Source organism: Pseudoalteromonas sp. S3178, assembly GCF_005886985.1.
GTDB lineage: Bacteria > Pseudomonadota > Gammaproteobacteria > Enterobacterales > Alteromonadaceae > Pseudoalteromonas > Pseudoalteromonas carrageenovora.
The window spans coordinates 37218-60492 of sequence record NZ_PNCW01000076.1; the positions used below are offsets into that span (position 1 = coordinate 37218).

Consider the following 23275-nt stretch of genomic DNA (forward strand, 5'->3'; position numbering starts at 1 on the left):
TTTTTCGTCTCGAATAGATATGGCATATGCGTTAGGACTAATGTCAAAGAATGTAGTTCATGACTTAAATATTCTTCGCAAGATTAGAAATGACTTTGCTCACGTATCTAAACCTCTAACTTTTGAAGAGGATGGCTTAAGGTCTCGATGTTTTGCATTAGCAGTTATGCCTTTTCCTGCAGGTTTGAAAGCTCGGTCTAGGTTTTGCCGTTCAATGGTTATTGCTGCCAATGAAATTGAGTTCGCTCGTCTTGATTTAACAAAATGTCAGGTTCGAGCTAACTATAATGGTGAAAAAACGGCAACATCTTTAAATGAGTTAAAGAAATTTGTCGAAGATCGCTTTAGTGTAGACCTTTCAAACAGCATTTAATTTTCACATAACAAAGCATTTAAGAGTGATTCGCAACGCTCGGCATTTTTGTTTCGCTCAAGTTTAGCCGAGAGCTGCTAACACCTTAACGCGGCGTTAGCTATACTGGCGCTTCAACAAGGACAAATACTGGTTGGCTCCTATGCTGCGCTTCGGATTATAGCTAACCAGTGTAGTAAATAAACAAGACACCCATCCTAAATTTGCACTTAAAACATAATTAACTAGACACCCACCTAAACTTTGAAATTAAGATAGATGTCAGTCTAAATAAATAGTTTGAACGGAGCAATTTTCGCAATGCTCTTTTTATTATCAGCTTGCACTACAGGAAAGCTTTATTACACGAAGGCTTCTGGCGAACGTGTTTTAGGGTGTGATGTGGAGTTTGTTGGTATACCAAGCGTGGATAAGTTCGCGGTTGAATATGCACTTAGCCTCTGCGCGAAAAGCTCTGTGACAAAAGGGTATTCCATAGATAAAGAAAAGGAATATCTACTTACCCTAAAGCTTCAAATTCCAGAGTCAAAATGCGGTGAATCATGGAACCATAAGTCGGCAAAAGAGCAGTACAAAACTGGCAAACTGTCAAAGAAGGAATATGGCTATATTGTAGCTCACATAGACTTGGGTTTAGCGGTTGTTAAAGAATGCTCACCAATAACTAAATAAAATCAATTATTTCGATCGTTGTGGCGAGACATGCTGTGTGGCTTCGCCATTTATCCGACCTACCCAACTAGTTAGCTTTTTTCACAAACTTCGCTGTTACCATCATTTCGCCAATGCCATCTACTTTGCAATCTAGCTCGTGATCTTTTTTATCAAGCACACGCCTAACGACTGCTTTTGTACCAACTTTAATTACTTGTGAGCTGCCTTTTATTTTTAAATCTTTGGCTACGGTTACTTTATCGCCATCATTAAGTAGTGTGCCATTGGCATCTTTAACTGAAATTGCGTCTTCATCGTTTGTACTATTTGGGTTCCATTCATAGGCGCATTCAGGGCATATAAGCAGTTGCTGGTCTTCGTAAACATATTCTGATTGGCATTGTGGGCAGGCTGGGTGTGACATTTATAACGCTCATAAAATATTAATTTTGCGTATTTTAATCTGCATTAATAGGAAAATATAGTTAATCAATATTTTTTATCTTCACGCTAAAAATATCTCGTTTGTGTGGTTTTTAAAAAGGGCATATAAAGCAGATGTCGCTTAAGCAATTTAAGCGCTAACACATACAGTAGGTATTTGTTAAAGCACCCATCGTATTAAGTGATACGCGCAATGCCCACTTAGTACGATGGGTGTTTCTATTTATAGTGCTGAGTATTTTATTAGGCATGTTTTTTATATTTCTGACTTAACTAGGAAAAGTCGTGTTTAAAACCTTAATAGTGGTTGATAACAACGAGCAAACACTTGCTCAATCGTTCGAAAATGTAATTACGTTTAATAGTTACTTACGTGATTACCCAAAACATAATGAACCTAAAACCCGCATTATTAATTTATGCGACTCAAGCCAATACTTGAGCAAAGGTTACTATTGCTCACTACTTGCTGAGGCGCGCAAGCACCAAGTTTTGCCAAGTGTAAAAACAATAAATGCTCTTCGTAGTGGCCAAGCCCTTATGTTAAATGTGGGCCAAATAGACGGCACACTTTACTTTGGTAATGCACTAAACGATTTACAATCAAAAGCGGCAAAGTCGGTATTTAAACAATACCCAGCGCCAATTTTATTTGTTGACGAGCAAGGCTTATTACAAAAGGGGTCGTTGTCGTCTTTAAATGAGCAGCAGTACAGCGACTTTGTTGCCAAGCTAGATAACTTTACTAAAACGCAATGGCGAATTGGTGCGGTGCAACGTCGTTTTAGATGGGACATGGCAATACTTGTTGATCATAACGAAAAAGTGCCGCCGAGTGATAAAGACGCCATTGCACGTTTTATAAAAGCAGCGGCTAAACACGGTATTTATGCACAAGCATTAAGCTTTAACGAAATTGACAATATTGCCCAGTTTGATGCGTTATTTATTCGCCAAACTACAGCGATTGACCACCCAACGTATCGCCTTGCAAGCAAAGCGCAAAGCCTTGGTTTAGTGGTAATTGACGATGCTGAATCTATTTTACGTTGTTGTAATAAAGTGTATTTACACGATGCGTTTAATTATCAAAAAGTGCCCAGTTTAAAAACGGTTGTAGTGGCTGATCAATCAGCGCAAACGCTTGAGCAATTAGAAGAGGCGTTTACCTATCCGCTGGTTTTAAAAATGCCTGAAGGGTCGTTCTCAAAAGGGGTGTTTAAAGTTACAAACCGCAGTGAGCTTGAAGCTAAATTAACCGAGCTGTTTGAATATAGCGCATTGGTACTTGCACAAGAGTACATGTACACAGAATACGATTGGCGAGTAGGTGTATTAAATGGCCGCGCTATATATGCGTGTCGCTACTTAATGGCGCGCAACCATTGGCAAATTTATAATCACGATGCTAAACGGTTTTTCTCTGGTGGTTTTGAAACGCTTCCTACCTTTGAGTTACCAAAAGCCGTACTAGATGCCGCTTTAAAAGCGTGTAAAACAGTGGGTAAAGGGTTATATGGCGTAGATGTTAAAGAACATCAGGGCCGTGCTTATGTGCTTGAAGTAAATGACAATCCAAGTATTGATCACAAAGTAGAAGACGGCTATTTAGGCGACGAGCTATACATGATTATTATGGACGAATTTAAACAACGTTTAGAAGCGCGAGGCCGTGGTTAATAACATGAGCAACCTTGTTATTAGAAAGGCAATTAGCAGTGATTTAAACGCACTAATAGACGTTGAAAACGCTTGCTTTAATAACGATAAATTGAGCCCGCGTAGTTTAAAGCGTTGGTTAAGTGCTAAGCACGGTATTTTGCTAATTGCAGAAAATGGCGAGCAACTATGTGGTTACGGGCTAGTTTGGTGCCATAAAGGCACACGTTTGGCGCGTTTATATTCGCTTGCGGTACTACCCACAATGCAAGGTAAAGGCATTGCCAAAATACTATTAGCTGCGCTTGAAAAACAAACCAGTGAGCGTGGGCGAATTTACTTACGCTTAGAAGTGGCCGTAAATAACGAAAGTGCCATTGGGCTTTATAAAAGTTTGGGTTACAGAGTGTTTGGCCAATATAGCGATTATTACGATGATCATAGTGATGCGCTGCGAATGCAAAAAAATATTCGCCAAACGAGTGAGTTAAAAGTAGCTCGATTAACGCCGTGGTATCAGCAAACGACCGAGTTTACCTGTGGGCCAGCGGCGTTATTAATGGCAATGGGGGCACTTAAGCCAACAACGGAGCTTAGTCAATCACATGAGCTGGCACTTTGGCGTGAAGGTACCACCATTTTTATGACCTCAGGACATGGTGGTTGCCATCCGTTTGGTTTAGCACTTGCGGCTAATAAACGCGGCTTTAAAAGCGAGGTCATGGTAAATACCACAGAGCCTTTGTTTTTAGATGGCGTACGCAATGAGAACAAAAAAGTGGTACTTACAACAGTGCACCAACAATTTGTTGATGGCATTGCACAGGCAAATATACCGCTTACGCATAAAGATGTTGAGCTTGAGCATATTGAACAGTGGTTAAGCCAAGGCTTTAGTGTGCTGTTATTAATTAGCACATACAGTTTTGATGGTAAAAAATCACCCCATTGGGTGTGCGTTACCCACCTTGATGAGCACTGCGTGTATGTTCACGACCCGTTTTGTGAGCCAGGAAGCGACAAACAACTCGCAATAGATTGCCAGTACGTACCTATAGCGCGCAGTGATTTTAGTAAAATGTCAGCATTTGGTGGCCAACGGCTAAGAACCGCAGTGGCCATTGCAAATAATTAATAGGTTTAATGTAAAGAGTGACTTTTTTAGATTTAATTGATGTAGCCCCTTATTCATGGGCAGCCATTGGCACCGCCGCTTTTTGCGGTGCCATAATTGGTATAGAGCGCCAGTTACGCGGTAAACCTGTGGGTATTCGTACCTCAGCTTTAATAACGCTGGGCACGTATTTGTTTTTATCGACCGCGTTTAACTTACAAGGCGATGTGATTGATCATTCTCGTGTAGTGGGGCAAATAATTACAGGCATTGGCTTTTTAGGCGCTGGCGTTATGCTTGCAAAAGACGGAGCCGTTGTAGGGGTTACCTCAGCTGCAACCATTTGGGTGCTTGCCTCAATTGGCGTAATGATAGCTACAGACAATTTAGCTGCTGCTATTAAACTTTCAGTGCTGGTGGTCGGTATTTTATACGGTGTAGATGTACTTGAAGCAAAATTTAAAAGCTTAAGTAAAGGCGTTCATACTAAAGTAAAAAGCTATCAAAAGCGTTACTACCGAAAAGAGTTTAACGACACAGAACGCCACTAATTTAGTGGCGTACTACGTTAAAATGTATTAGTTAAAGTGTGACTGCTTGATACTCTATTGCCTCGTTAATTGGCGCGGGGCGACCAATAAAATAACCTTGTACGTTATCTACATTTAGTTTTCTGAGTGTGAAAAGCTCATCTTCATTTTCTATGCCTTCAGCTACAATTGAACAGTTAATTGCTTTTGCAAAACCACATAACGCCTTTGCTAATAAAAACTTTCTACGGTCGTTATTTATATTTTGGGTGAGGCTAATATCAAGCTTTATAATATCGGCTTCTAACTCTAATATATGTTGAAAAGACGAAAAGCCAGCGCCTACATCGTCTATTGCCAGCTTTACGCCTTTTGCTCTTAATGGCTCAAGTGCAGCGCGCATAGCCTGGTAGTTTGTAATAGGCGAATGCTCAGTTACTTCTAATATTATTCTGGTGCAATCTACATCTTTTAATACGTTATTAATTGCACCCGATAATATATGCGCTGGCGATGTATTAATGGTTATGTAGGCATGGGGGGCAAACTCATCCATGCAGTGCAGGGTATTTTGTATAGCAAGTATTTCTAGCTCTTCACCTAGCCCTAAATTATCGGCATCTTTAAACCATACATCGGGTGTTTTGTAAGGCTCGGTAAAAAATCGAGAAAGCGACTCATAACCCGATAGCCGGTTAGTCGCTAGGTTAAAAATGGGCTGAAAATAAATAGTGATAGCTTTTGTTTTTATAATATTTTCAATGAGTATTTTTGTCTCAATACTTAATGTATCAGATTGTGCTTTTTGCTCTATTAGCTCGCTAGCAAGCTCTGATATAAGCTTTAAAAACGCCAAATCTTTATTATCTAAATTGCTATCAAATATCGTTTTATAGCAACAAAAGGTGCCATAAATTTTACCTGATGCTAAAACTATAGGCACACCGATATATGAGCCAATATTTAACTTTTTGGTAACTGGCATAGCCTTAGTAATTGGGTGTTTATGCGTGTTTGGTATGATGGGTTCAAGTTCGTTATCTGAGATTTTTTTGCAATATGTTTGGCAAATAGGATCTGAATTACCAACTGATACACAGGCGTTGTTGGTTTGGTTATCGACCACTTTAAAAACGCGATCTGTTTTTGTAAACTCCGATATAAACGCAACATCCATTTTTAGGTGTTTGCGCACAAGCGAAAGCAGGCGTAATAATTTTTCGTCGATAGAGCCATCACTTTGTTGCTCAAAAAGCTGTTTTTTTATTTCATCGCTCATACAATAACCTGAATCGGGTTTTAGGTAATAGTGTAATTTATATAACAATAAAAGCCACTCAATAACTATTATGCATTATCCAAATAATTTTCTTCTCACTACTTTTCTGTACTCGCTTGGCGTTTGGCTTAGCACTTTTTTAAACACGCGAGTTAAATGGCCTTGGTCGTTATAGCCGACCTCAAGCGCCACTTCTTGAATAGTTAAATTAGACGACGCTAATAATTCTTTAGCACCTTCAACCCGTAATTGCTGCCAATATTCTATAGGGCTTTGATTAGTTGCAAGCTTAAAACGCCGTGTAAAGGTACGGTAGCTTAAACTAAATTGTGCCGCTACTTCTTGCAGGTTTAATTCGCTGGCTAAATTAGTTTTAAGCCAAAACTGAATTTGCGCTATTAGTTCATCTGGGTGGCGGTCAACCGCGCCTTCAAGGTAGCGCTGATCTTCGTAAGGTTTACGTACTTCGTGCGAAAAGTTACGTTCTACGTGCTGCGCAGCTGCTTTGCCGTAATATTGGCTAATAATATGTACGATCACATCGGCAAGTGCATTTAAGCTTGCCACCGTATACATGCGCTCAGATTGGGTTATAAAAAAGTCGGGTTTTAGCATTACCAATGGATAGTCGTGGTTAAATTGTTTTGCATAATGCCAGTGGGTTGTAGCAGGGTGCCCATCAAGTAACCCTGCCTCTGCAACTAAGCAATTACCAGTACCAACACCAATTATATGGCTGCCAGTTTCAAAGCTTTCTTGTAGCCACTCAACTATCTCTTTATTAGTACGAACGACAGGACGAGGGTTTCGCCATATGCCGGGTACTATAATTAAATCGTTATACGGTGCGTTATCAGTAGTGCAATCGGGAACTATAGCAAGGCCAGTACGGTTTTGTATTGGCTCATTATTTTTAGCAATTAAATTGATACTAAGTGGTCTAAAGTCAGCTTGGTTTAAATGCCCTTTTGCATAGGCTTCGCCGGCTCTTAGCATTTCAATGGGTAGCGTTAAGCTGGTAATGAGTAAGTGTGGGTACACAGTAATTGCAATATTTAACGCGGGATTAAGCGATTTTTTATTCATTCCAAAGCTCCGACCAGTACTTTTTGGCCTTTAATGCTGAATATTTGGCTATTAAAGCACAAAGTGTTGTGGTTAATCCATTTAAACTGTTTGCTTCTCCAATAACACGCTTTAAAGGTTAATTATGACAGCATTACCTGTAATTGTAGGCATGGGCGGTATTAACGCCGCAGGCCGAACTTCTTTCCATCAAGGTTACCGCCGTATCGTGTTAGATGCATTAAACGCACAAGATCGTAGTGAAACATTTTTAGGCCTCGCCACATTAATGAACTTGGTAAGCGTTGTTGATGGTAACCTTCAAGATTCAAATGGTAATAATGTTGAGCAAAGCGACATAGAAGCACGCTTTGGTGAGCAAATTATTGCTGGGACGCTTATTCGTAAAATTGAAAAAGAACATTTTGATGCAGATGCCACGCCTTGGCAGCAAAAAATGACATTAAAGACATCTGACGAAAACGCAATTGTATTTGAAACTCGCGCACGTGATTTACCAACCCCTGTGCCTGCAAGCTGGAATGTGCAAGAGCTTGACGGCAAAAAAGTAAAAGTAACGATAGCCGCAGACTTAGACGTAAAGCTTGATTCTACACGTGACAACCCAATTAAATCGGCGGGGCAGTTTCCTACTGGGTTTGATCCATCAATTATGTATAACAGCCGTTATCAGCCACGCGGTTTGCAAGCCACCATTTTTGCTGCAAACGATGCTATTAAATCAACAGGCCTTGACTGGCAACACATAATGAATAGCGTAGAGCCAGATAAAATTGGTACCTATTCAGCCTCTGTTATTGGCCAAATGGACGATAAAGGATTAGGTGGTTTAGTTAAAGCGCGTCAGCAGGGCGATCGTGTTAGTACTAAGCAATTAGCACTTGGTTTAAACACGATGTCGACTGATTTTATAAACGCGTACGTTACAGGTAATGTAGGTACTACGTTTTCTACCTCGGGCGCATGTGCCACATTTTTATATAACTTACGCGCTGCAGTAAACGATATTCAAGCAGGGCGCACCCGTGTTGCGGTTGTTGCAAGTGTTGAATGCGCTATAACGCCTGAAGTAGTCGAAGGGTTTGGTAATATGAGCGCCCTTGCAAATGTTGAAGGCCTGCGCCGTTTAGATAACTTAAGCAGTGAACAAGAGCCCGATTACCGTAAAAGCAGCCGCCCATTTGGCGAAAACTGTGGTTTTACATTAGGTGAAGGCGCACAAGTCACTATTTTAATGGATGATGCATTAGCACTAGAGCTTGGTGCAGATATTATGGGCTCAGTACCTGATGTATTTGTAAATGCCGATGGTATTAAAAAGTCAATCACCTCTCCTGGTCCGGGTAATTACATTACCATGGCTAAATCTGCGGCATTGGCAACAAGCTTATTAGGTAAAGAGGCGCTTCAAAATCGCAGCTTTATTTTAGCGCATGGTTCAAGTACACCGCAAAACAGAGTAACTGAGTCACTTATTTATCATAAAGTAGCGCAAACCTTTGCCATTGATAGTTGGAAAGTAACAGCGCCAAAAGCTTATGTAGGGCATACAATTGCACCTGCTAGTGGCGATCAGCTGGCTATTGCGCTGGGTGTATTTAGCCATAATATTATGCCGGGCATTACGACTATAGATAAAGTTGCTGACGATGTTTATGCAGATCACTTAGATATACGTAACAGTCATTACGATTGTGGCGATATGGACATAGCCTTTATAAATTCAAAAGGCTTTGGCGGTAATAACGCCACAGCGACTGTACTTAGCGCTAAAGTAACGATGCAAATGCTTGCTAAGCGCCACGGTGATGAGGTTATGAGTAATTATGCAGATAAAAATAGATCTGTTGCTGCTTCGCAAAATACCTATAAAGCACAAGCAGACCTTGGCAAATACGAATTAGTATACCGTTTTGGCGATGGCGCCATTGACGATAACGACATTGTAATTGGCGAAGACTGCATAGAGCTTCCTGGTTTTGAGAAAGCGATTTCGTTTAGTACAACCAACTCCTATCAAGATATGTTTTAAGCACACATACTTGAATCCCAAGGCGCTGCTTAAAGCGCCTTTTTTATTTAAATATTAATTCAATTTAAAAAACATCATATTATTTTTATATTCAAAGTTATGATATGTAATTAAAAATTGAAAAAATAAGTATATCTCATTAGTTTTAATGCTGGCTTTAATTGAAAATTATTATATCTGTTCCATACTATTTATTAATAGATAAGCCATATCAAAACTATTCCTAAAACTAAAAAATTATTAATTTGGCTATTAACTGTATTTACATTTATTTGTAACTAGGTTTTTAATCACTTGGTTTTCGGCTGAGCTGATTTTAATACTCAATATTATTAATCAATTTAGGAATAGCAATGAAATTAACATCATTAATTAAATGGCTTATTAGAGCAAAGTACCTCACTTTTTATATTATATTTTTTGGGTCACAGGTTAGTTTAGCTTCAACTGTTTTATTTGATGACACACCGCAAAATGGAACATCATTATGGTCTACTTCATCAAGTAAATCATCATTAACACAAGCAGATGATCCCGTCGCAGATGGTTCTATTGCAATAGCGATGAAAGCTCACAATTGGACACAATCTGGATTACGCATTGCTAAAATCCCTCCTTATAAAGATACAATTCTTGAAGCAAAAATTTTCAGAGTGTCGGGTAGTAAAGGGACATTGATGTTTCGCCGTGGAAAAAACTCTTTAAAAATCAATCTTGATGAGTCCAATAGTGAATTCTGGACACTAAATGGACAGCCTGGACACAGTGATTATATTGATAATAAATGGCATAAGATTCAAATTCACCTTAAGCATTTTGACTTAAACGAGGGTGAAAATGTTTTAGCGCTTGGAATTCAAGGGCCACAAGGGACTGGAACGTTTTACATGGACTCTGTGTCTTTTATTGAAAGTGAACCAGATATAAGCACTTCCCCACCTGTATCTGGGGATTGGGTTGTGTCTTTTGAAGAAGAATTTGATACAAGCACCCTTGACCCTAGTTACTGGCATGTAGGAAAACAGTATTTAGGAATGAGTGGTATCGCTGGGAATGCGGGGCGTGAAAATATTGATGTTGAAGCAGGTATGCTATCACTTAAGGCAGAGAGAAGTAATCTTGATCAGGGGAGTAAATCATATAAATACAAAGGTGCAGAAGTCAGTACTTTTAGAAAATTTAGACAGCAATATGGGTATTTTGAAGCGAGGATAAAGCACGAGTCTACACACGGTGCTTGGCCTGCATTTTGGTTGCTCCCAGACAAAGGTATTTATGGTAATAATTCATACAGAAGACAAGCATTATTAAAGTTTGATCTTAATGACATCCATGAAGCTGCTTACTCCGCAATTTTACGGTTCAAAATCTCCGAAGCAACAAATAAAAGTAGTATTGCAATACATAAAACACTTACAACGGACTGGTCTGAAGATACTGTTACTTGGAATACTAAGCCAAAAATTGATCCTGCTTGGTTTGTTCAAAGATATGGAGAGACAAGAGGTAATATAATTGAAGTTGATGTTACTGATTATATACGCGATCAACAAATTGCAGGTAAAGAGGCTAGTTTTGCATTAGTAGATAATTATATGCGAAAGCAGCTTGTTGAAGTTTTTAGCACTGAGACCAATAATTTAAATGATAGACCTATTTTAATTGTTAATGAAAACAATATTGTTGCAACGGATGATGCATACGTTCGTGGAGGAGAGTACTCAGATGAAAATTATGGTGAATACCCATCTCTTCTAGTTAAAGACGTGTGGGGTGACACTTCGTCTACCTTTGGTAAAGGAATGGAGTTCGATATTATGGAGTACCTTGGAACTTGGGGAGAAGGTGTAAGTTGGTCAGCTCTTCACTGGGATGGTTATGGTAGGAAGCATGAATCAAAAGATTCTGGAGAACTTTACCTTAATAGCTCGGACAATGGCTTTCATGTTTATGGTATGCATTGGGAACCTTATTATGTTGCTATGTACATAGATGGAGACAAGGTCTGGGAGTTTGAGAGCGAAAGAGTAGGTAGTTTACCCTCATATATAATATTATCATTACAAGTAGGTGGCTGGGATGGTAATTCAAGTAATATTGATGATGACTTTTTTACTAATATGTTAGTAGATTACGTAAAAGTTTGGAAAAAGGCAGAATATGATTAGTCGTTTAAAATAACATTTATAAACTTTAGTTAAGCATATTAACTATAAATCTTTATATAATTTAATTGAACTTAAGGCGCTGTTTGAAGCGCCTTTTGTATTTGAGCTTTACATAATTAATAATTCATCGCTCGAAAAAACATCATGTTGGTTGTTTCTTATCTTGCGTTTATAAGCTAGATTTGTTTTTATAATAGAAACATAATCTAGGATGGATAAATCGATGAAAAAACTTTTACTCGCACTTTCTCTAGCTTCAACCTTTACTCACTTATCAGTATCAGCAGATGATTTTGTACCAGCACAGGTGATAAATAAAAATTACGACCAGCTCACTAATACGTCACCGCGTGCCTCAAGGTTAGAGGGGATTAACCTGAGCAGTTATGTAGTCGATAAAAACGGGCAAGTAAGTGATATCGAAATTGTGGCCACAGCAGGGCAAAAAAAGTATCAACGAGAAGTTATCGATTACGTTTCTAAACTTAATTATAAAAGTGCACAACTTAATGGCGGGGCTATTTCTTCAGCTAAAACTATTACTGTAAGCTCACAAAATGTACATGCCAGTTTTTCTAACGATCAGGCATCTCCAGGGTTTTTCAACGATTATGAAAAAGCCAGCCAGCTTATTGATAATAAAAAGTTCGATGAAGCTAAAACGTATATTACTGAATTAGAAAACGAGCATACTAAAAATACTGTTGAGATAGTTTTACTCGCGTGGCTCAAAAGTCAACACAGCTACTTTGTACAAGACTGGCAAAGCTTTGATGAGCATATTTATGAAGCGTTTTTATTTAGGGATAACTTACCCGACCAAATTAAAAAGCGAGTGATTAAAAATGCATTGCAGTGGTTTATATCAAAGCAAGATTATGTGCGCGCTTACGATGCTATTGAGGCATTAGGCGATATAGAATCTATAACCTTTTCAGAGCAAAATAAAGCGCAGTTATTAGCGCAAGTGAACGATATATATAAAAATTCGGGTGATATAAATCAGCAAATATTGCTTGAGTCTGAGCAAGCTGTTTTACCTTTATTGTCGAAAAGTGAAGTTGAACTAAAGACTGAAAAGCCTTTATCTAAAGTGCAGCTTCGCTGTGAAAATAAAGTAGTAGATTACGATACAAGCGCTATTGATAAAATTGTAATTTCGAAAAACGATGTGCGCTGTGGGTTACTATTAAAAAGCGCTCAGGCTCAAACAGTTACAATTAAACAAAGTGGTGAAAGCTTTTTATAAAAATTTACTAAGTATACTTACTAATTATATCCCCGCAGACTAATGCGGGGTTTTTGTTTTTAAAGTATTTAAATTTTATATATATTTAGCAATTAAACTGCGTTTGTTATTTCGCTTCCAGGTAATGTAGCGCTTAGCAAGTAAGGTGGTAAGCCCAATCACTACAGCTATAAATGTAAGCGTTGCTATGTAGCTCATCCCATAACCTGGTGGTAAACCCACAAGGGTTTCTCCGTAGGTCATATCGCTAAAGTTAAGCCCTAAAAAGGGAATTAATAGCCAGGCTATTGCATGCAATAAATACAAATGTACTAGGTATGAAAACATACTGGTTTTACCGAGTACTTGTAAAAAGCCATGAGAGAAGTCTACTTTAAAGTGGCTCAAAAGCTTAAGTGCTATAAGGCCCAAGCCTACTGTTAACAGCATAAACTGTAAGGAAAGAGGGTATTTTGTTGGGTTTAAAAACGACATAACGGTTTCAAAAGTATTACTATGAACTGTAAATATTGAAGCGTCACCGTATAAGTTAAAACCGCGTAGCATTGCATATAAAGCTAAGCAACTTATACCCAGTAAAGCTGCATGGTTTATCGCTTTTGTACTGTATTCTTTCGCTTTGTAATAAACACCGGCGCAATAAGCGAGTGCCATTAAGCCTACAATGGGGGCTACAGGGTAGGTTGTTCTGATTTTAAAGTCGAAAGGCAGTGCGAGTACATTTTTTTGATGAGCTATAGACCAAAGCGTATTTGCTAGAGTATTAGGCTCAAAACTTACACCATCAAACATATTGTGGCCAAATACTAATAGCAAACCCGCTATAAATACAGCATGTAAGCCAACTAAACGAAGTAGCCCCAGCATTACAAAGCCCCAACCTATAGCCCAAATAACTTGTGCGTATAACATAGGAAATAACGGGTTAAAGCTCCACGACCATGAAACGATAGTAAATTCAAACAAAATAAGTACTAAACCGCGGACAATCAAGTTGAGTGAAAATGCTTTGGTAGAGGCGTATTTATGCTCGGTTATAGCCGCAGACAGCCCCGCTAAAAATACAAAAAGAGGCGCACAAAAGTGCGAAACAAAACGGGTGAAAAAGGTTAGGGGATCAGTCCCCGGAATAGTCATCGGATCGTTCACTGAATAATTTAGGCAGTAATACATGCCATGGTCTATAACCATAAATATTATGATAATACCTCGAAGTAAATCAATGTGATGCAGTCGAGGCGTAGCGGATGTGATTGACATTAATAAGTTCAAAACGCGTGATAAAAATTTGCCATTATTATATGTTATATAATAACACCATGCGAGTTTGAGGGAGTTAGTTTATATACATTAAGCTAACTCTTTAAAGTTCGTAAAAAGTTTAGTATCCAGATTTGTGGCTATTTAAACTTTTTAACGTACCTGAGTGTTATAAAATTAATAACAGCGAGCAGTATCGCTATTTCATAACGGCTATACGCTACAGCAATGCCAATTAACCCCATATTCCAAATACTTGCTGCAGTTGCAGTGCCTGACGTTGACTTATTATTTTTTAAAATTGCACCACCGCCTATAAAACCAATACCGGTGATTATGCCTTGCAGCATTTTAGATTGCGCCTCAGCACCATCTAGTACCGACATCGCTATTAGCGCATAACCACATGATGCTACGGCAACTAAAGGGAAAGTTCGTAATCCTGCACCATCGTGGCTGCGCTCTCTATCGTAAGCCATAGGAAGAGCAAGCAAATAGGCTATGCCGAGGTGAATTAAATTATCTATGATTTCATTCCACTGTAAATCAATTTCCATTGTTATTCCTGTTGGTAAAGTTTGTAAATTAATAGCAATAGATAAGCCAACTTAAAACTAATTATAAAACAGTGGTTTATTAGTTAATTGTGCCCCTAGAGTTAAAAGAGCTAGAAACATTTACACAATCAGTTACGCTTTTACTCAATAATGAACATAAATAGCAATGGGCAGACGTTGCTTTTTAGAGAATTTTAATAACACGTTTTTCATTACTTCCACCGAGGTTTTTACCTATAAAACCCTAAATTAGCTCACTTAATTAAGCAATTGACATAAGAACATTTGAACTGTGTCTTAAAGCGCCTTATTCTTTTAAACATAAACAACATATGCGCGAGAGCCACTTGCACTTAACAACTTCAAAGCTTGAAAAAACAGCCTTATTACTTTGCCTTAGTTTATCTATTGTCGCTTTTTTATTTCCTGAATTACTAACGACAAACTTACAGCCAGTTATTAATGATTTATTAGGCTTGTTAGGAGCACCATTTTTTATTTTGGTAAATCTTTTACTATTTGCGGTAATTGCCATTGCGATTAGCCCAATTGGGCAACGTAAAATGGGTGGAGAACATGCTCATATTGAATTTAGTCTGTTTGGCTGGCTTTCTATGCTTTTTGCGGCGGGTATGGGGTCTGGGTTAATTTTTTGGGGCGTAGCTGAACCTGCACTTCATTCAGTTAATTCTGTACTAAAACAAAGTTTATATGCAAACACTCAAACTAGTGGCTTGGCGCTTACACTTGTAAATTGGGGAGCGCATGCATGGGCACTGTATGCGGTGTTTGGTTTAGTTTTAGGAGGGCTTAGTACTCAAAGTGGTAAAGCTGGCGATATAACCGCGCCTGTAATTAATGCAACCAAAGGGATTATTAATAGAGGTTGGCAATTAAAGTTGAGCTTTAGTATTAAACTTATAGCCATATTTGCAATATTTTTTGGCGTCGTAGGGACTATTGCAAACTCAACGTTATTGCTTCGTAAAGGATTGGAGTTAAAGCTTGGCGTTGAGTCGGTATTGCTTTCAGGTTTTATTATAATTAGTTTGATCGTTATTTTGTATACGGTTTCTGCAAAGCTTGGCCTGAAAAAGGGTGTTCAAGCGCTGAGTAAGTTTAATGTTTTTTTAGCTTTTGGGCTGATTATATGGTTATTATTTTATGTACCGATAAAACCAATTATTGATATAGCAATAGGGGGGACTTGGGATTACATTCAACTCATTACTACTGGTACTTGGCAATTAGAAAGCGTACTTAAAAACCCTGAGTGGGCAAATGGTTGGACCTATAATTATTACTTTTGGTGGTTAGCTTGGGGGCCATTTGTAGGTGTGTTTTTAGCTAAAATAAGCCAAGGTAGACCAGTTTGGCAATACATTATAGGCGTAGTGTTTGTGCCTACTTTTGTAACCATAATATGGTTTAGTGTTTTTTCGGGGTCGGCCATAGCATGGGACCAAACGCATAATGCAGGTATTTTAGCGGCTATTAAAGCCGATTATACACAAGGGCTATTTGTATTTTTTGCACAATTAGGCTGGCAGGGAAGTATTTTAATTTGGTCAAGCTTACTGCTTCTGCTAATTTTTGTAGCAACATCGGTAGACTCAGCAATACTTGTAATAAAGGAGTTAAGTTCGTCAAATAAAAATATGCATACTAATAACTCAGCTAGTTTATATGGGTGGTCTTTTGCTTTAGGTTTATGTGCCTTTGTATTACTTGTTCAAAATAACGAACCACTCAATAGAAGTGTGGCCATTATTGGCGCGCTTCCCTTTTTGGTTATTTTTATTTTACAGCTGGTGGGTTTTATTAAAGAGTTTATAAGTGAATTTAAGCACTAGACTTATACTGGTTTTAAAAACATGAGTAAGCATCGTATTAAATAGTAGGTTTACTGTGTTCAAAATTAACTATATTGATTAGATATACATATTTTTACAATGCTGTTTGTAAAGTTGTATATAATTTAGGTAATATTTTTGATCAGGATGAATCATGAGAACGCTAACTGTATTTTTATGTGTTATTAACCTAGGTGGCTGCACTGTCGCCGGTGCTATAATTGATGGGCAAGCACAGTCAAATGCACGTGATAATAAATATAGTAATAGTCCTGCTCGTTCAGAGCCTTACAAAAATCCACTCGAACCTGTACCTACAGACAAAAACGGATTCAGTTTTACCGATATTGGATTGAAAATGGATTCATTACTGATCAATTTAGTAAAAGGTGAGGGCAATACTGTACAAGTATGCAGGCAAGTGAGTAGGGTGTTGAAAGAGTGTGTAGAAGTAGATAAATCAAATCTACACACTAATGAGACTACGCAGTCAAAAACTGACTATGAAATAATAAGTGTTGGTCAATAAAACTACTTATAAAAAAGTAACTATGATCGTAGCCTTCTTGCATTTCAAGCGTTAACGGGTAACCTTTCTCGTGAGCGACAGCTAGTAAGTTTTGCGGTTTAAGTTGCTCTTCTAAAAAGCCGTCAGCGCCTCCTTGAGTGGCTAGCATAGGTAGATAATCGTCTTGCTTTGCTAACTTCATAAGTTCGCACGTATCGTATTGTGCCCAAAGCGATTTATCAGTGCCTAAATAACCTGTAAACGCTTTTATGCCCCAAGGGCAATTTATTGGGTTAACTATTGGGCTAAACGCAGATGCACTAACGTATGCTTTAGGGTTTTTAAGCGCAACCATTAAAGCGCCGTGTCCACCCATAGAGTGACCACTAATTGCTTTGGTACTTGTTACCGGAAAGTGCTGCTCTATAAGTGCTGGTAGCTCATCAACCACGTAGTCGTACATATTAAAATGTGTATTAAAAGGTGCTTGCGTTGCATTTAGATAAAAACCAGCACCTTGACCAAAGTCGTAATTCTCATCATTGGGTACGTTATCGCCACGCGGGCTTGTATCAGGTGCAACTATTGCTATACCAAGCTCGGCGGCTTTTATAAACGCGCCCGCTTTTTGCATAAAGTTTTCGTCTGTACAAGTTAAACCCGATAGCCAATAAAGCACAGGTACTTTGTTTGTTTCACTTGCACCTGGTGGTAAAAATACCGCAAAGCGCATAGTGCAATGTGTACTTGTTGCAGGGTGAGTATATTGCTTATGCCAACCACCAGCTACTTTTGTACTTGAGATATTCTCTAACATAATAATCCTTAAAAGCCGCAAACCTTTTGGTTTTACGGCTTTTTATTAAGTCGTTTACTAAGTGCTTATTAGTAATGAATTACTGTACGAATACTTTTACCTTCGTGCATTAAATCAAATGAGTCGTTAATTTGTTCAAGGCTCATTGTATGAGTAATAAAGTCGTTTAACGCAAATTCACCCGCCATGTAGCGCTCAACTATTTCAGGAAGTTGCGAGCGACCTTTAACGCCACCAAATGCGCTACCACGCCATACACGACCAGTAACCAGTTGGAAAGGGCGTGTAGAAATTTCTTGGCCAGCACCGGCTACACCAATTATTACCGACTCCCCCCAACCTTTATGACAACACTCAAGGGCAGAGCGCATTACATCAACGTTACCAATACATTCAAATGAGTAGTCAACGCCACCGTCAGTCATTTCAACAATCACTTCTTGAACTGGCTTATCGAAATCTTTAGGGTTTATTAAATCTGTTGCGCCAAGTTTTGTCGCAAGGTCAAATTTACTGGTGTTAATATCAACACCAATAATACGACCTGCACCTGCCATTTTTGCACCAATAATTGCTGATAAACCAATACCACCCAGGCCAAAAATTGCGACTGTGTCGCCAGGTTTTACGTCTGCAGTATTTGTTACAGCACCCATACCAGTTGTTACACCACACCCTAATAAACAAATTTCTTCAAGCGATGCTTCTTTGTTTACTTTAGCTAATGAAATTTCTGGAAGTACTGTGTACTCAGAAAACGTTGAGCAACCCATGTAGTGGTAAATTGGTTGGCCGTCTTTAAAAAAGCGCGTTGTGCCGTCTGGCATTAAGCCTTTACCTTGTGTTTCGCGTACTGCTGAGCACAAGTTAGTTTTGCCAGATGTACACATTTTACAAACGCCACATTCAGCTGTGTATAGAGGAATAACGTGATCGCCCACTTCAACACTCGTTACGCCTTCGCCAACTGCGTATACAACGCCTGCGCCTTCGTGGCCTAAAATAGCTGGGAATATACCTTCAGGATCTTCACCTGATAAGGTAAATGCATCGGTATGACAAACACCAGTAGCGGTAATTTTTACCATTACTTCGCCTTTTTTAGGCATCATCACATCAACTTCTTCAACGCTTAAAGGTTGGTTAGGGCCCCAAGCTATCGCCGCTTTTGATTTTATAAATTCAGACATGTGTTTATCCTTTGTAGTGGTATTAAATATCAATTGTAGACCCAATTTGTTTGGGTGATGCGACTATTGTATTTGTTTCTCATATAATGATAATCTCTGATTTATTAAAACACTTTTACAGTATGGTAATAATGGCGCGTTGGGACGGGATTGATGAATTTATAGCAGTCGGTGAAGAAGGGAGCTTTACTGCTGCGGCAAAAACGCTGGGGCTTTCGGTTGCGCATATTAGCCGGCATGTAACCGCCCTTGAGCAACGTTTAAATACCCAGCTTTTAACGCGTACCACCCGAAAAGTTGTTCTTACCAAAGAGGGTGAGATTTTTTTACATCAAATAAAGCACTTACAGCATGCAATGGACGATGCTACGCAAGGTCTTGCGACACATCAAACTACGCCTAAAGGAAAAATTAAGTTAACGGCCCCTGTTATGTATGGGGAGACATTTATTATGCCTATTGTGCACAATTTTATGCACGATCACCCTGAAGTAGAAGTTATTGCCACTCTAAGTAACGAACAAGAAGATTTACTAGAAGGAGGGTTCGATTTAGCAATACGGTTAGGGCATTTAAAAGATTCAAGTTTAAAAGCACGAAGGCTAAGTGCTCGGCGCTTTATTATGTGTGCATCACCTTCGTATTTAAGGCGCTTTGGTGAGCCACATACGTTGGGGGAATTAAATAATCACCAGTGCTTAATAGGTAATAGCAGTTATTGGCGTGTACACGAAAGTGAGCGTGAAAAACACATTAAAATTGCTGGCAGGCTACAGTGCAATAGTGGGTGGGCACTTGTTGATGGTGCTAAAAAAGGCTTAGGAATTGTACAACTGCCTGACTACTACATAGGGGGCGAGATTAACAGTGGGGAGCTTGTGCCTATTTTAACGTCATATCAACCTAAGCAAGAAGGTGTGTGGGGCGTTTATCCGCCGCGTCAATTTGTAGCTACTAATGTACGTGTATTGCTAGATTATTTAGTTGCTGGCCTTAAAGAATAAAATAGGCTAATAGATTGCTGAAAAATCAGCCAAGTCTCAGATTTATAAATTATTTCTTACATTTATGGTCATATTCAATAGCGCTAATTTCGTGCTACTATAGCTGCACACTTTTAGCATAAATGTTTTAAATAATATGTTTCAACCGGTTAGCTTATTTATAGGACTTAGATACAGCCGCTCCTCAAAAGGGAACGCGTTTATATCGTTTATTTCATTTTTTTCTATTGCCGGTATTGCTATTGGTTTAATGGCTTTATTTACAGTAAGTAGTGTAATGAATGGCTTTGAGAATAGCTTAAAAACAAACATGCTTGGGCTTATACCGCATGTAGAAGTTCAAGCAAACAAACACACCAACACACAAATGACAGAGCTTAAGTTAAGCTTAGAGCAATCTCCTTATGTAAATCATGTCAGCCTTTATAGGCACGGCGAAGCTATATTACAGACTAACAACGACCTTCACGGTGTGTTATTACAAGGATTATTTGACGACAACGGCTCGATCTATAAAGTAACTGATAAAATAGTCCAAGGTGATTGGCATAGTGTTGTAAACAGTAATTACAACATTGCAATTAGCCGTTACTTGAGCCGAAAATTAGGGGTAGGAGTAGGCGAGAAGCTTCGTGTAATTATGCCTAATGCTTCAACGTATACGCCTCTTGGTCGCGTGCCTAGCCAACGTTTATTTAAAGTGGCTGCTATTTACGAAACCGGCTCTGAAATAGACATGGCCCTTGCATTTACAAGCGGTGCGTCGTTACAACGGGTATTAAAGCTTAGTAAAAATACTGCGCCTAATTTAAGTGTATCGCTATATGAGCCTTTTGAGCTTGATGAATTTATTAAAGCAAGCCAGTTTATTTTAAAAGAGTATACCTATACCGATTGGCGTAGCACCCAAGGAACACTTTTTGCTGCTGTAGCAATGGAAAAACGTATTATGACTATGTTACTAGGGCTTATAGTGCTAGTGGCAGTGTTTAATATTGTCTCGGCACTCACAATGATGGTGAGCGAGAAACAAGGTGAAGTCGCTATTTTACAAACCCTTGGATTAACGCCCTCACAAGTGCAAAAAGTATTTATGGTACAAGGGTTATATAACGGTGTAATAGGCACTGCTATTGGCGCTTTTTTAGGTGTGCTATTTAGTTTATATATTAACGAGCTGCTGGCTTTTGTAGGCTTAAACTTATTAGCGGGGGCTGAGCTTCCGGTTAAATTTAATGCATTAAGCCTTACTATTATTGCTTTAGGTAGTATTGCAATGAGCTTTTTAGCTACTTTATATCCTGCGCGCAAAGCCGCAAAAGTAAAACCAGCAGAGGTACTGCGTTATGAATGATTTAGTTATTAGCTGCGAAAATTTAAGTAAAGTGTATCAAGATGGCAACAACCAAGTTGAAGTTTTAAAAGGTGTTGATTTAGCACTACAGCAAGGAGAAATGCTCGCTATTGTAGGCAGCTCTGGCTCTGGTAAAAGTACGTTGTTGCATATTTTAGGCACCCTTGATAGCGCAACATCGGGCAGTGCAAAAATTAAAAACCAAGAAGTAGCTAAGCTCTCACGCACTCAACAAGCTGCATTTAGAAATCAAAATTTGGGTTTTATTTATCAGTTCCATCATTTATTAATGGAGTTCAGTGCCGTAGAAAACGTAGCAATGCCACTGCTTATTAAAGGGTTAAGCGCAAAGGCTGCAAAATTACAAGCGCTGGAGATGCTAGATAAAGTAGGCCTTGCGCATAGAAGTGCGCATAAACCTTCAGCACTTTCTGGTGGTGAGCGACAACGCGTTGCTATAGCACGTGCTTTGGTAACTAAACCTGCATTAGTACTTGCAGATGAACCTACTGGTAATTTAGATAAACAAAATGCGATTAAAATTTACGATTTAATTAATGAGCTAAACCAGAGCTTAAATACCAGTTTTGTGGTTGTAACACATGATTTAGAACTCGCTGATAAGCTTGGGAAAATAGCATATTTAGACGACGGAAAATTATTAATTAAAGAGTCGCAGCATGTTGCTTAGTGCATTTTTAAGTGAACGCTTTAGAGCATATTCAGGCCATAAAGACGAAAAAAACGGATTTGTTAGTTTTATAGCTAAAGCCTCTACTGTGGGGATTTTACTAGGGGTTGCGGTTTTAATTGTTGCACTGTCGGTAATAAATGGCTTTGAGCAACAATTAGTGCATCGCTTATTAAGTGTTGTACCGCAAGTAGAGTATGTAGCGCCAAGCAGGCCAATAGCCAATTGGCCTGAAAAAGTTGAACGATTAAAGCAGCAGCCTCATGTAACAGGCGCTGCACCATTTATAGCTGTAAATGGTATGGCACAATTTAAAAGCCAATTAAAAGCAGTTGAAATAAGAGGTGTAGAACCATCACTCGAAGGAAATGTATCGGCTGTTAATCAGTTTTCACACGGTACTTTAGTAAGTCAGCTTGGCCTAGACGATGTAATTTTAGGCAAGCAAATAGCTGTGCAGCTTGATGCTCACATTGGCGATAATGTCACTTTATTAATTCCGCAAATAAGTCAAAAAGGGCAGTCACTACTTGCACCTAAACGTGTAACGCTTACTTTAGCTGGCATAATAGAAATGGGGGGGCCAATAGATAGCACTGCTGCGTTTATTCATTTAAATAAAGCGCAAAGCGTTTTAGGTTACGATAGCAGCCAAGTCACAGGGCTACGCCTAAGTGTTGATGATGTGTTTTCGGCTCACCAAATAGCGCTCAAAGTAGGGCAAAGTATTAGTGATTATGTTTATGTGTCTAGTTGGTTTAGAACGCAAGGCAGCTTGTATCAAGATATTCAAATGGTGCGCACTATTGTTTATATAGTGGTGTTTTTAATAATTGCTGTAGCGAGTTTTAATATTGTGTCCTCTTTGGTAATGGAAGTACGAGAAAAACAAGGCAATATAGCAATTTTAAAAACCATGGGCGCTAAAGACAGCACTATTTTAGCCACCTTCGTGATGCAAGGTTTAACGCAGGCTTTAGTTGGTGTGCTTCTGGGTACTTTAGTTGGGGTAGTACTTGCATTAAATATTAGTGAACTATTTACTTGGGTAAGCCAATTGTTTGGTGCTAACCCGCTTGAAGGCGTGTACTTTATTGAGTTTTTACCAAGTAAATTAGTACTTAGCGATATTGGTATAACTGTAATAGTCACATTTGTATTAGCAATATTTGCCACTATTTACCCTGCTTGGCAAGCTACACGTGTTGATCCCGCCAAGGTACTTGGCAATTAACCTTACTAAAACAATAGGGTCGGGTTTGTAAAGCTGCTAAACTGCGCGCTTATAAAATGTTGAGCGCTATTGCTTAGTCTTATACCAATCCACAATAATACTTAATCATTTTTAGGGGCTAAACGTGTCGCTATCTGCGTTAAAAAACTCTCATTTAGAACAACTAAATAGCGAATTTTTTGCCTTGCTATCAACACGTTTATCCATCCTCAAAATAGA

General features: G+C 38.8%; 21 protein-coding genes. 14 read left to right on the plus strand and 7 right to left on the minus strand.

Annotation, left to right across the window (positions count from 1 at the left end):
- The first annotated feature begins 40 nt into the window (after positions 1-40).
- On the plus strand, positions 41-373 hold the full coding sequence (locus tag CWC11_RS18265) for a hypothetical protein (protein WP_349304432.1): 333 nt from the start codon (positions 41-43) through the stop codon (positions 371-373).
- Positions 374-673: 300 nt separating this feature from the next.
- Positions 674-1045 (plus strand): hypothetical protein, encoded by a 372-nt coding sequence (locus tag CWC11_RS18270; RefSeq protein WP_138683835.1) that lies wholly within the window; start codon positions 674-676, stop codon positions 1043-1045.
- Positions 1046-1112: 67 nt separating this feature from the next.
- Here the strand turns inward: CWC11_RS18270 and CWC11_RS18275 are convergent, their stop codons facing one another.
- Positions 1113-1451 (minus strand): zinc ribbon domain-containing protein YjdM, encoded by a 339-nt coding sequence (locus CWC11_RS18275; protein WP_138683836.1) that lies wholly within the window; start codon positions 1449-1451, stop codon positions 1113-1115.
- 305 nt (positions 1452-1756) lie between these two features.
- Between CWC11_RS18275 and CWC11_RS18280 the strand changes: the two genes are divergently transcribed.
- Genes CWC11_RS18280 through CWC11_RS18290 form a run of 3 tightly spaced genes read left to right on the plus strand, consistent with a single transcriptional unit; the run spans position 1757 to position 4795 of the window.
- The gene (locus CWC11_RS18280; RefSeq protein WP_138683837.1) at positions 1757-3151 is read left to right on the plus strand and encodes a RimK family ATP-grasp domain-containing protein; all 1395 of its coding nucleotides are present in this window, start codon (positions 1757-1759) and stop codon (positions 3149-3151) included.
- 4 nt (positions 3152-3155) lie between these two features.
- Positions 3156-4265 carry a GNAT family N-acetyltransferase/peptidase C39 family protein gene (locus CWC11_RS18285; RefSeq protein ID WP_138683838.1) on the plus strand — a complete coding sequence of 370 codons (1110 nt, stop codon included), beginning with the start codon at positions 3156-3158 and terminating at the stop codon, positions 4263-4265.
- Between the two features lie 17 nt (positions 4266-4282).
- On the plus strand, positions 4283-4795 hold the full coding sequence (locus tag CWC11_RS18290) for an MgtC/SapB family protein (protein ID WP_138683839.1): 513 nt from the start codon (positions 4283-4285) through the stop codon (positions 4793-4795).
- A 31-nt stretch (positions 4796-4826) separates the two neighbouring features.
- On the opposite strand, the gene CWC11_RS18295 is transcribed toward CWC11_RS18290, so the two are convergent.
- A complete protein-coding gene (locus tag CWC11_RS18295) occupies positions 4827-6053 on the minus strand; it encodes an EAL domain-containing protein (RefSeq protein ID WP_138683840.1) in 1227 nt (408 codons plus the stop codon).
- Between the two features lie 75 nt (positions 6054-6128).
- Positions 6129-7139 (minus strand): GlxA family transcriptional regulator, encoded by a 1011-nt coding sequence (locus CWC11_RS18300; RefSeq protein ID WP_138683841.1) that lies wholly within the window; start codon positions 7137-7139, stop codon positions 6129-6131.
- 124 nt (positions 7140-7263) lie between these two features.
- Between CWC11_RS18300 and CWC11_RS18305 the strand changes: the two genes are divergently transcribed.
- The 3 genes from CWC11_RS18305 (at position 7264) to CWC11_RS18315 (ending at position 12588) form a co-directional block, all read left to right on the plus strand.
- Complete coding sequence (locus tag CWC11_RS18305; RefSeq protein WP_138683842.1) at positions 7264-9171, plus strand: beta-ketoacyl synthase; 1908 nt, start codon at positions 7264-7266, stop codon at positions 9169-9171.
- Between the two features lie 353 nt (positions 9172-9524).
- Positions 9525-11339, plus strand: a complete 1815-nt coding sequence (locus tag CWC11_RS18310) for a CBM96 family carbohydrate-binding protein (RefSeq protein ID WP_138683843.1) — start codon at positions 9525-9527, stop codon at positions 11337-11339.
- Between the two features lie 223 nt (positions 11340-11562).
- Entirely contained in the window at positions 11563-12588 is a 1026-nt protein-coding gene (locus tag CWC11_RS18315) for an energy transducer TonB (RefSeq protein ID WP_138683844.1), read from the plus strand.
- Positions 12589-12663: 75 nt separating this feature from the next.
- Here CWC11_RS18315 and CWC11_RS18320 read toward each other — a convergent pair whose 3' ends face one another.
- Positions 12664-13848: an acetyltransferase domain-containing protein gene (locus tag CWC11_RS18320; protein WP_138683845.1), complete on the minus strand. Its 1185-nt coding sequence runs from the start codon at positions 13846-13848 to the stop codon at positions 12664-12666.
- A gap of 140 nt (positions 13849-13988) precedes the next feature.
- Positions 13989-14405: an MgtC/SapB family protein gene (locus CWC11_RS18325; RefSeq protein ID WP_058549073.1), complete on the minus strand. Its 417-nt coding sequence runs from the start codon at positions 14403-14405 to the stop codon at positions 13989-13991.
- Positions 14406-14752: 347 nt separating this feature from the next.
- On the opposite strand from CWC11_RS18325, the gene CWC11_RS18330 reads away from it, so the two are divergent.
- Both CWC11_RS18330 and CWC11_RS18335 read left to right on the plus strand, forming a co-directional pair.
- A complete protein-coding gene (locus CWC11_RS18330; RefSeq protein ID WP_249330769.1) occupies positions 14753-16258 on the plus strand; it encodes a BCCT family transporter in 1506 nt (501 codons plus the stop codon).
- A gap of 154 nt (positions 16259-16412) precedes the next feature.
- Positions 16413-16787: a hypothetical protein gene (locus CWC11_RS18335; RefSeq protein ID WP_138683847.1), complete on the plus strand. Its 375-nt coding sequence runs from the start codon at positions 16413-16415 to the stop codon at positions 16785-16787.
- On the opposite strand, the gene fghA is transcribed toward CWC11_RS18335, so the two are convergent.
- Positions 16741-17583 (minus strand): S-formylglutathione hydrolase, encoded by an 843-nt coding sequence (fghA, locus tag CWC11_RS18340; RefSeq protein ID WP_138683848.1) that lies wholly within the window; start codon positions 17581-17583, stop codon positions 16741-16743. The genes CWC11_RS18335 and fghA overlap by 47 nt on opposite strands.
- 68 nt (positions 17584-17651) lie before the next feature.
- A complete protein-coding gene (locus tag CWC11_RS18345; protein ID WP_089347549.1) occupies positions 17652-18773 on the minus strand; it encodes an S-(hydroxymethyl)glutathione dehydrogenase/class III alcohol dehydrogenase in 1122 nt (373 codons plus the stop codon).
- A gap of 131 nt (positions 18774-18904) precedes the next feature.
- Here CWC11_RS18345 and CWC11_RS18350 point away from each other — a divergent pair, with 131 nt between their 5' ends.
- The 4 genes from CWC11_RS18350 (at position 18905) to CWC11_RS18365 (ending at position 23056) form a co-directional block, all read left to right on the plus strand.
- Positions 18905-19777 (plus strand): LysR family transcriptional regulator, encoded by an 873-nt coding sequence (locus CWC11_RS18350; protein WP_171038450.1) that lies wholly within the window; start codon positions 18905-18907, stop codon positions 19775-19777.
- A 136-nt stretch (positions 19778-19913) separates the two neighbouring features.
- Positions 19914-21131: a lipoprotein-releasing ABC transporter permease subunit gene (locus CWC11_RS18355; protein WP_138683850.1), complete on the plus strand. Its 1218-nt coding sequence runs from the start codon at positions 19914-19916 to the stop codon at positions 21129-21131.
- Positions 21124-21822, plus strand: a complete 699-nt coding sequence (gene lolD, locus CWC11_RS18360) for a lipoprotein-releasing ABC transporter ATP-binding protein LolD (RefSeq protein ID WP_138683851.1) — start codon at positions 21124-21126, stop codon at positions 21820-21822. Before CWC11_RS18355 ends, lolD begins: the two co-directional genes overlap by 8 nt.
- Positions 21812-23056: a lipoprotein-releasing ABC transporter permease subunit gene (locus tag CWC11_RS18365; RefSeq protein ID WP_138683852.1), complete on the plus strand. Its 1245-nt coding sequence runs from the start codon at positions 21812-21814 to the stop codon at positions 23054-23056. The genes lolD and CWC11_RS18365 overlap by 11 nt, the downstream gene beginning before the upstream one ends.
- Positions 23057-23275: the final 219 nt, after the last annotated feature.

Excerpts from the sequence above, each read along its gene's own strand:
- CWC11_RS18345 (WP_089347549.1), bottom strand. The coding sequence starts at position 18,773 with ATGTCTGAATTTATAAAATCAAAAGCGGCGATAGCTTGGGGCCCTAAC.
- CWC11_RS18355 (WP_138683850.1), top strand. The coding sequence starts at position 19,914 with ATGTTTCAACCGGTTAGCTTATTTATAGGACTTAGATACAGCCGCTCC.
- CWC11_RS18270 (WP_138683835.1), top strand. The coding sequence starts at position 674 with ATGCTCTTTTTATTATCAGCTTGCACTACAGGAAAGCTTTATTACACG.
- CWC11_RS18300 (WP_138683841.1), bottom strand. The coding sequence starts at position 7,139 with ATGAATAAAAAATCGCTTAATCCCGCGTTAAATATTGCAATTACTGTG.
- CWC11_RS18305 (WP_138683842.1), top strand. The coding sequence starts at position 7,264 with ATGACAGCATTACCTGTAATTGTAGGCATGGGCGGTATTAACGCCGCA.
- CWC11_RS18325 (WP_058549073.1), bottom strand. The coding sequence starts at position 14,405 with ATGGAAATTGATTTACAGTGGAATGAAATCATAGATAATTTAATTCAC.
- CWC11_RS18315 (WP_138683844.1), top strand. The coding sequence starts at position 11,563 with ATGAAAAAACTTTTACTCGCACTTTCTCTAGCTTCAACCTTTACTCAC.
- CWC11_RS18335 (WP_138683847.1), top strand. The coding sequence starts at position 16,413 with ATGAGAACGCTAACTGTATTTTTATGTGTTATTAACCTAGGTGGCTGC.
- CWC11_RS18265 (WP_349304432.1), top strand. The coding sequence starts at position 41 with ATGTCAAAGAATGTAGTTCATGACTTAAATATTCTTCGCAAGATTAGA.
- CWC11_RS18310 (WP_138683843.1), top strand. The coding sequence starts at position 9,525 with ATGAAATTAACATCATTAATTAAATGGCTTATTAGAGCAAAGTACCTC.
- CWC11_RS18350 (WP_171038450.1), top strand. The coding sequence starts at position 18,905 with ATGGCGCGTTGGGACGGGATTGATGAATTTATAGCAGTCGGTGAAGAA.
- fghA (WP_138683848.1), bottom strand. The coding sequence starts at position 17,583 with ATGTTAGAGAATATCTCAAGTACAAAAGTAGCTGGTGGTTGGCATAAG.
- CWC11_RS18275 (WP_138683836.1), bottom strand. The coding sequence starts at position 1,451 with ATGTCACACCCAGCCTGCCCACAATGCCAATCAGAATATGTTTACGAA.
- lolD (WP_138683851.1), top strand. The coding sequence starts at position 21,124 with ATGAATGATTTAGTTATTAGCTGCGAAAATTTAAGTAAAGTGTATCAA.
- CWC11_RS18295 (WP_138683840.1), bottom strand. The coding sequence starts at position 6,053 with ATGAGCGATGAAATAAAAAAACAGCTTTTTGAGCAACAAAGTGATGGC.
- CWC11_RS18285 (WP_138683838.1), top strand. The coding sequence starts at position 3,156 with ATGAGCAACCTTGTTATTAGAAAGGCAATTAGCAGTGATTTAAACGCA.
- CWC11_RS18365 (WP_138683852.1), top strand. The coding sequence starts at position 21,812 with ATGTTGCTTAGTGCATTTTTAAGTGAACGCTTTAGAGCATATTCAGGC.
- CWC11_RS18320 (WP_138683845.1), bottom strand. The coding sequence starts at position 13,848 with ATGTCAATCACATCCGCTACGCCTCGACTGCATCACATTGATTTACTT.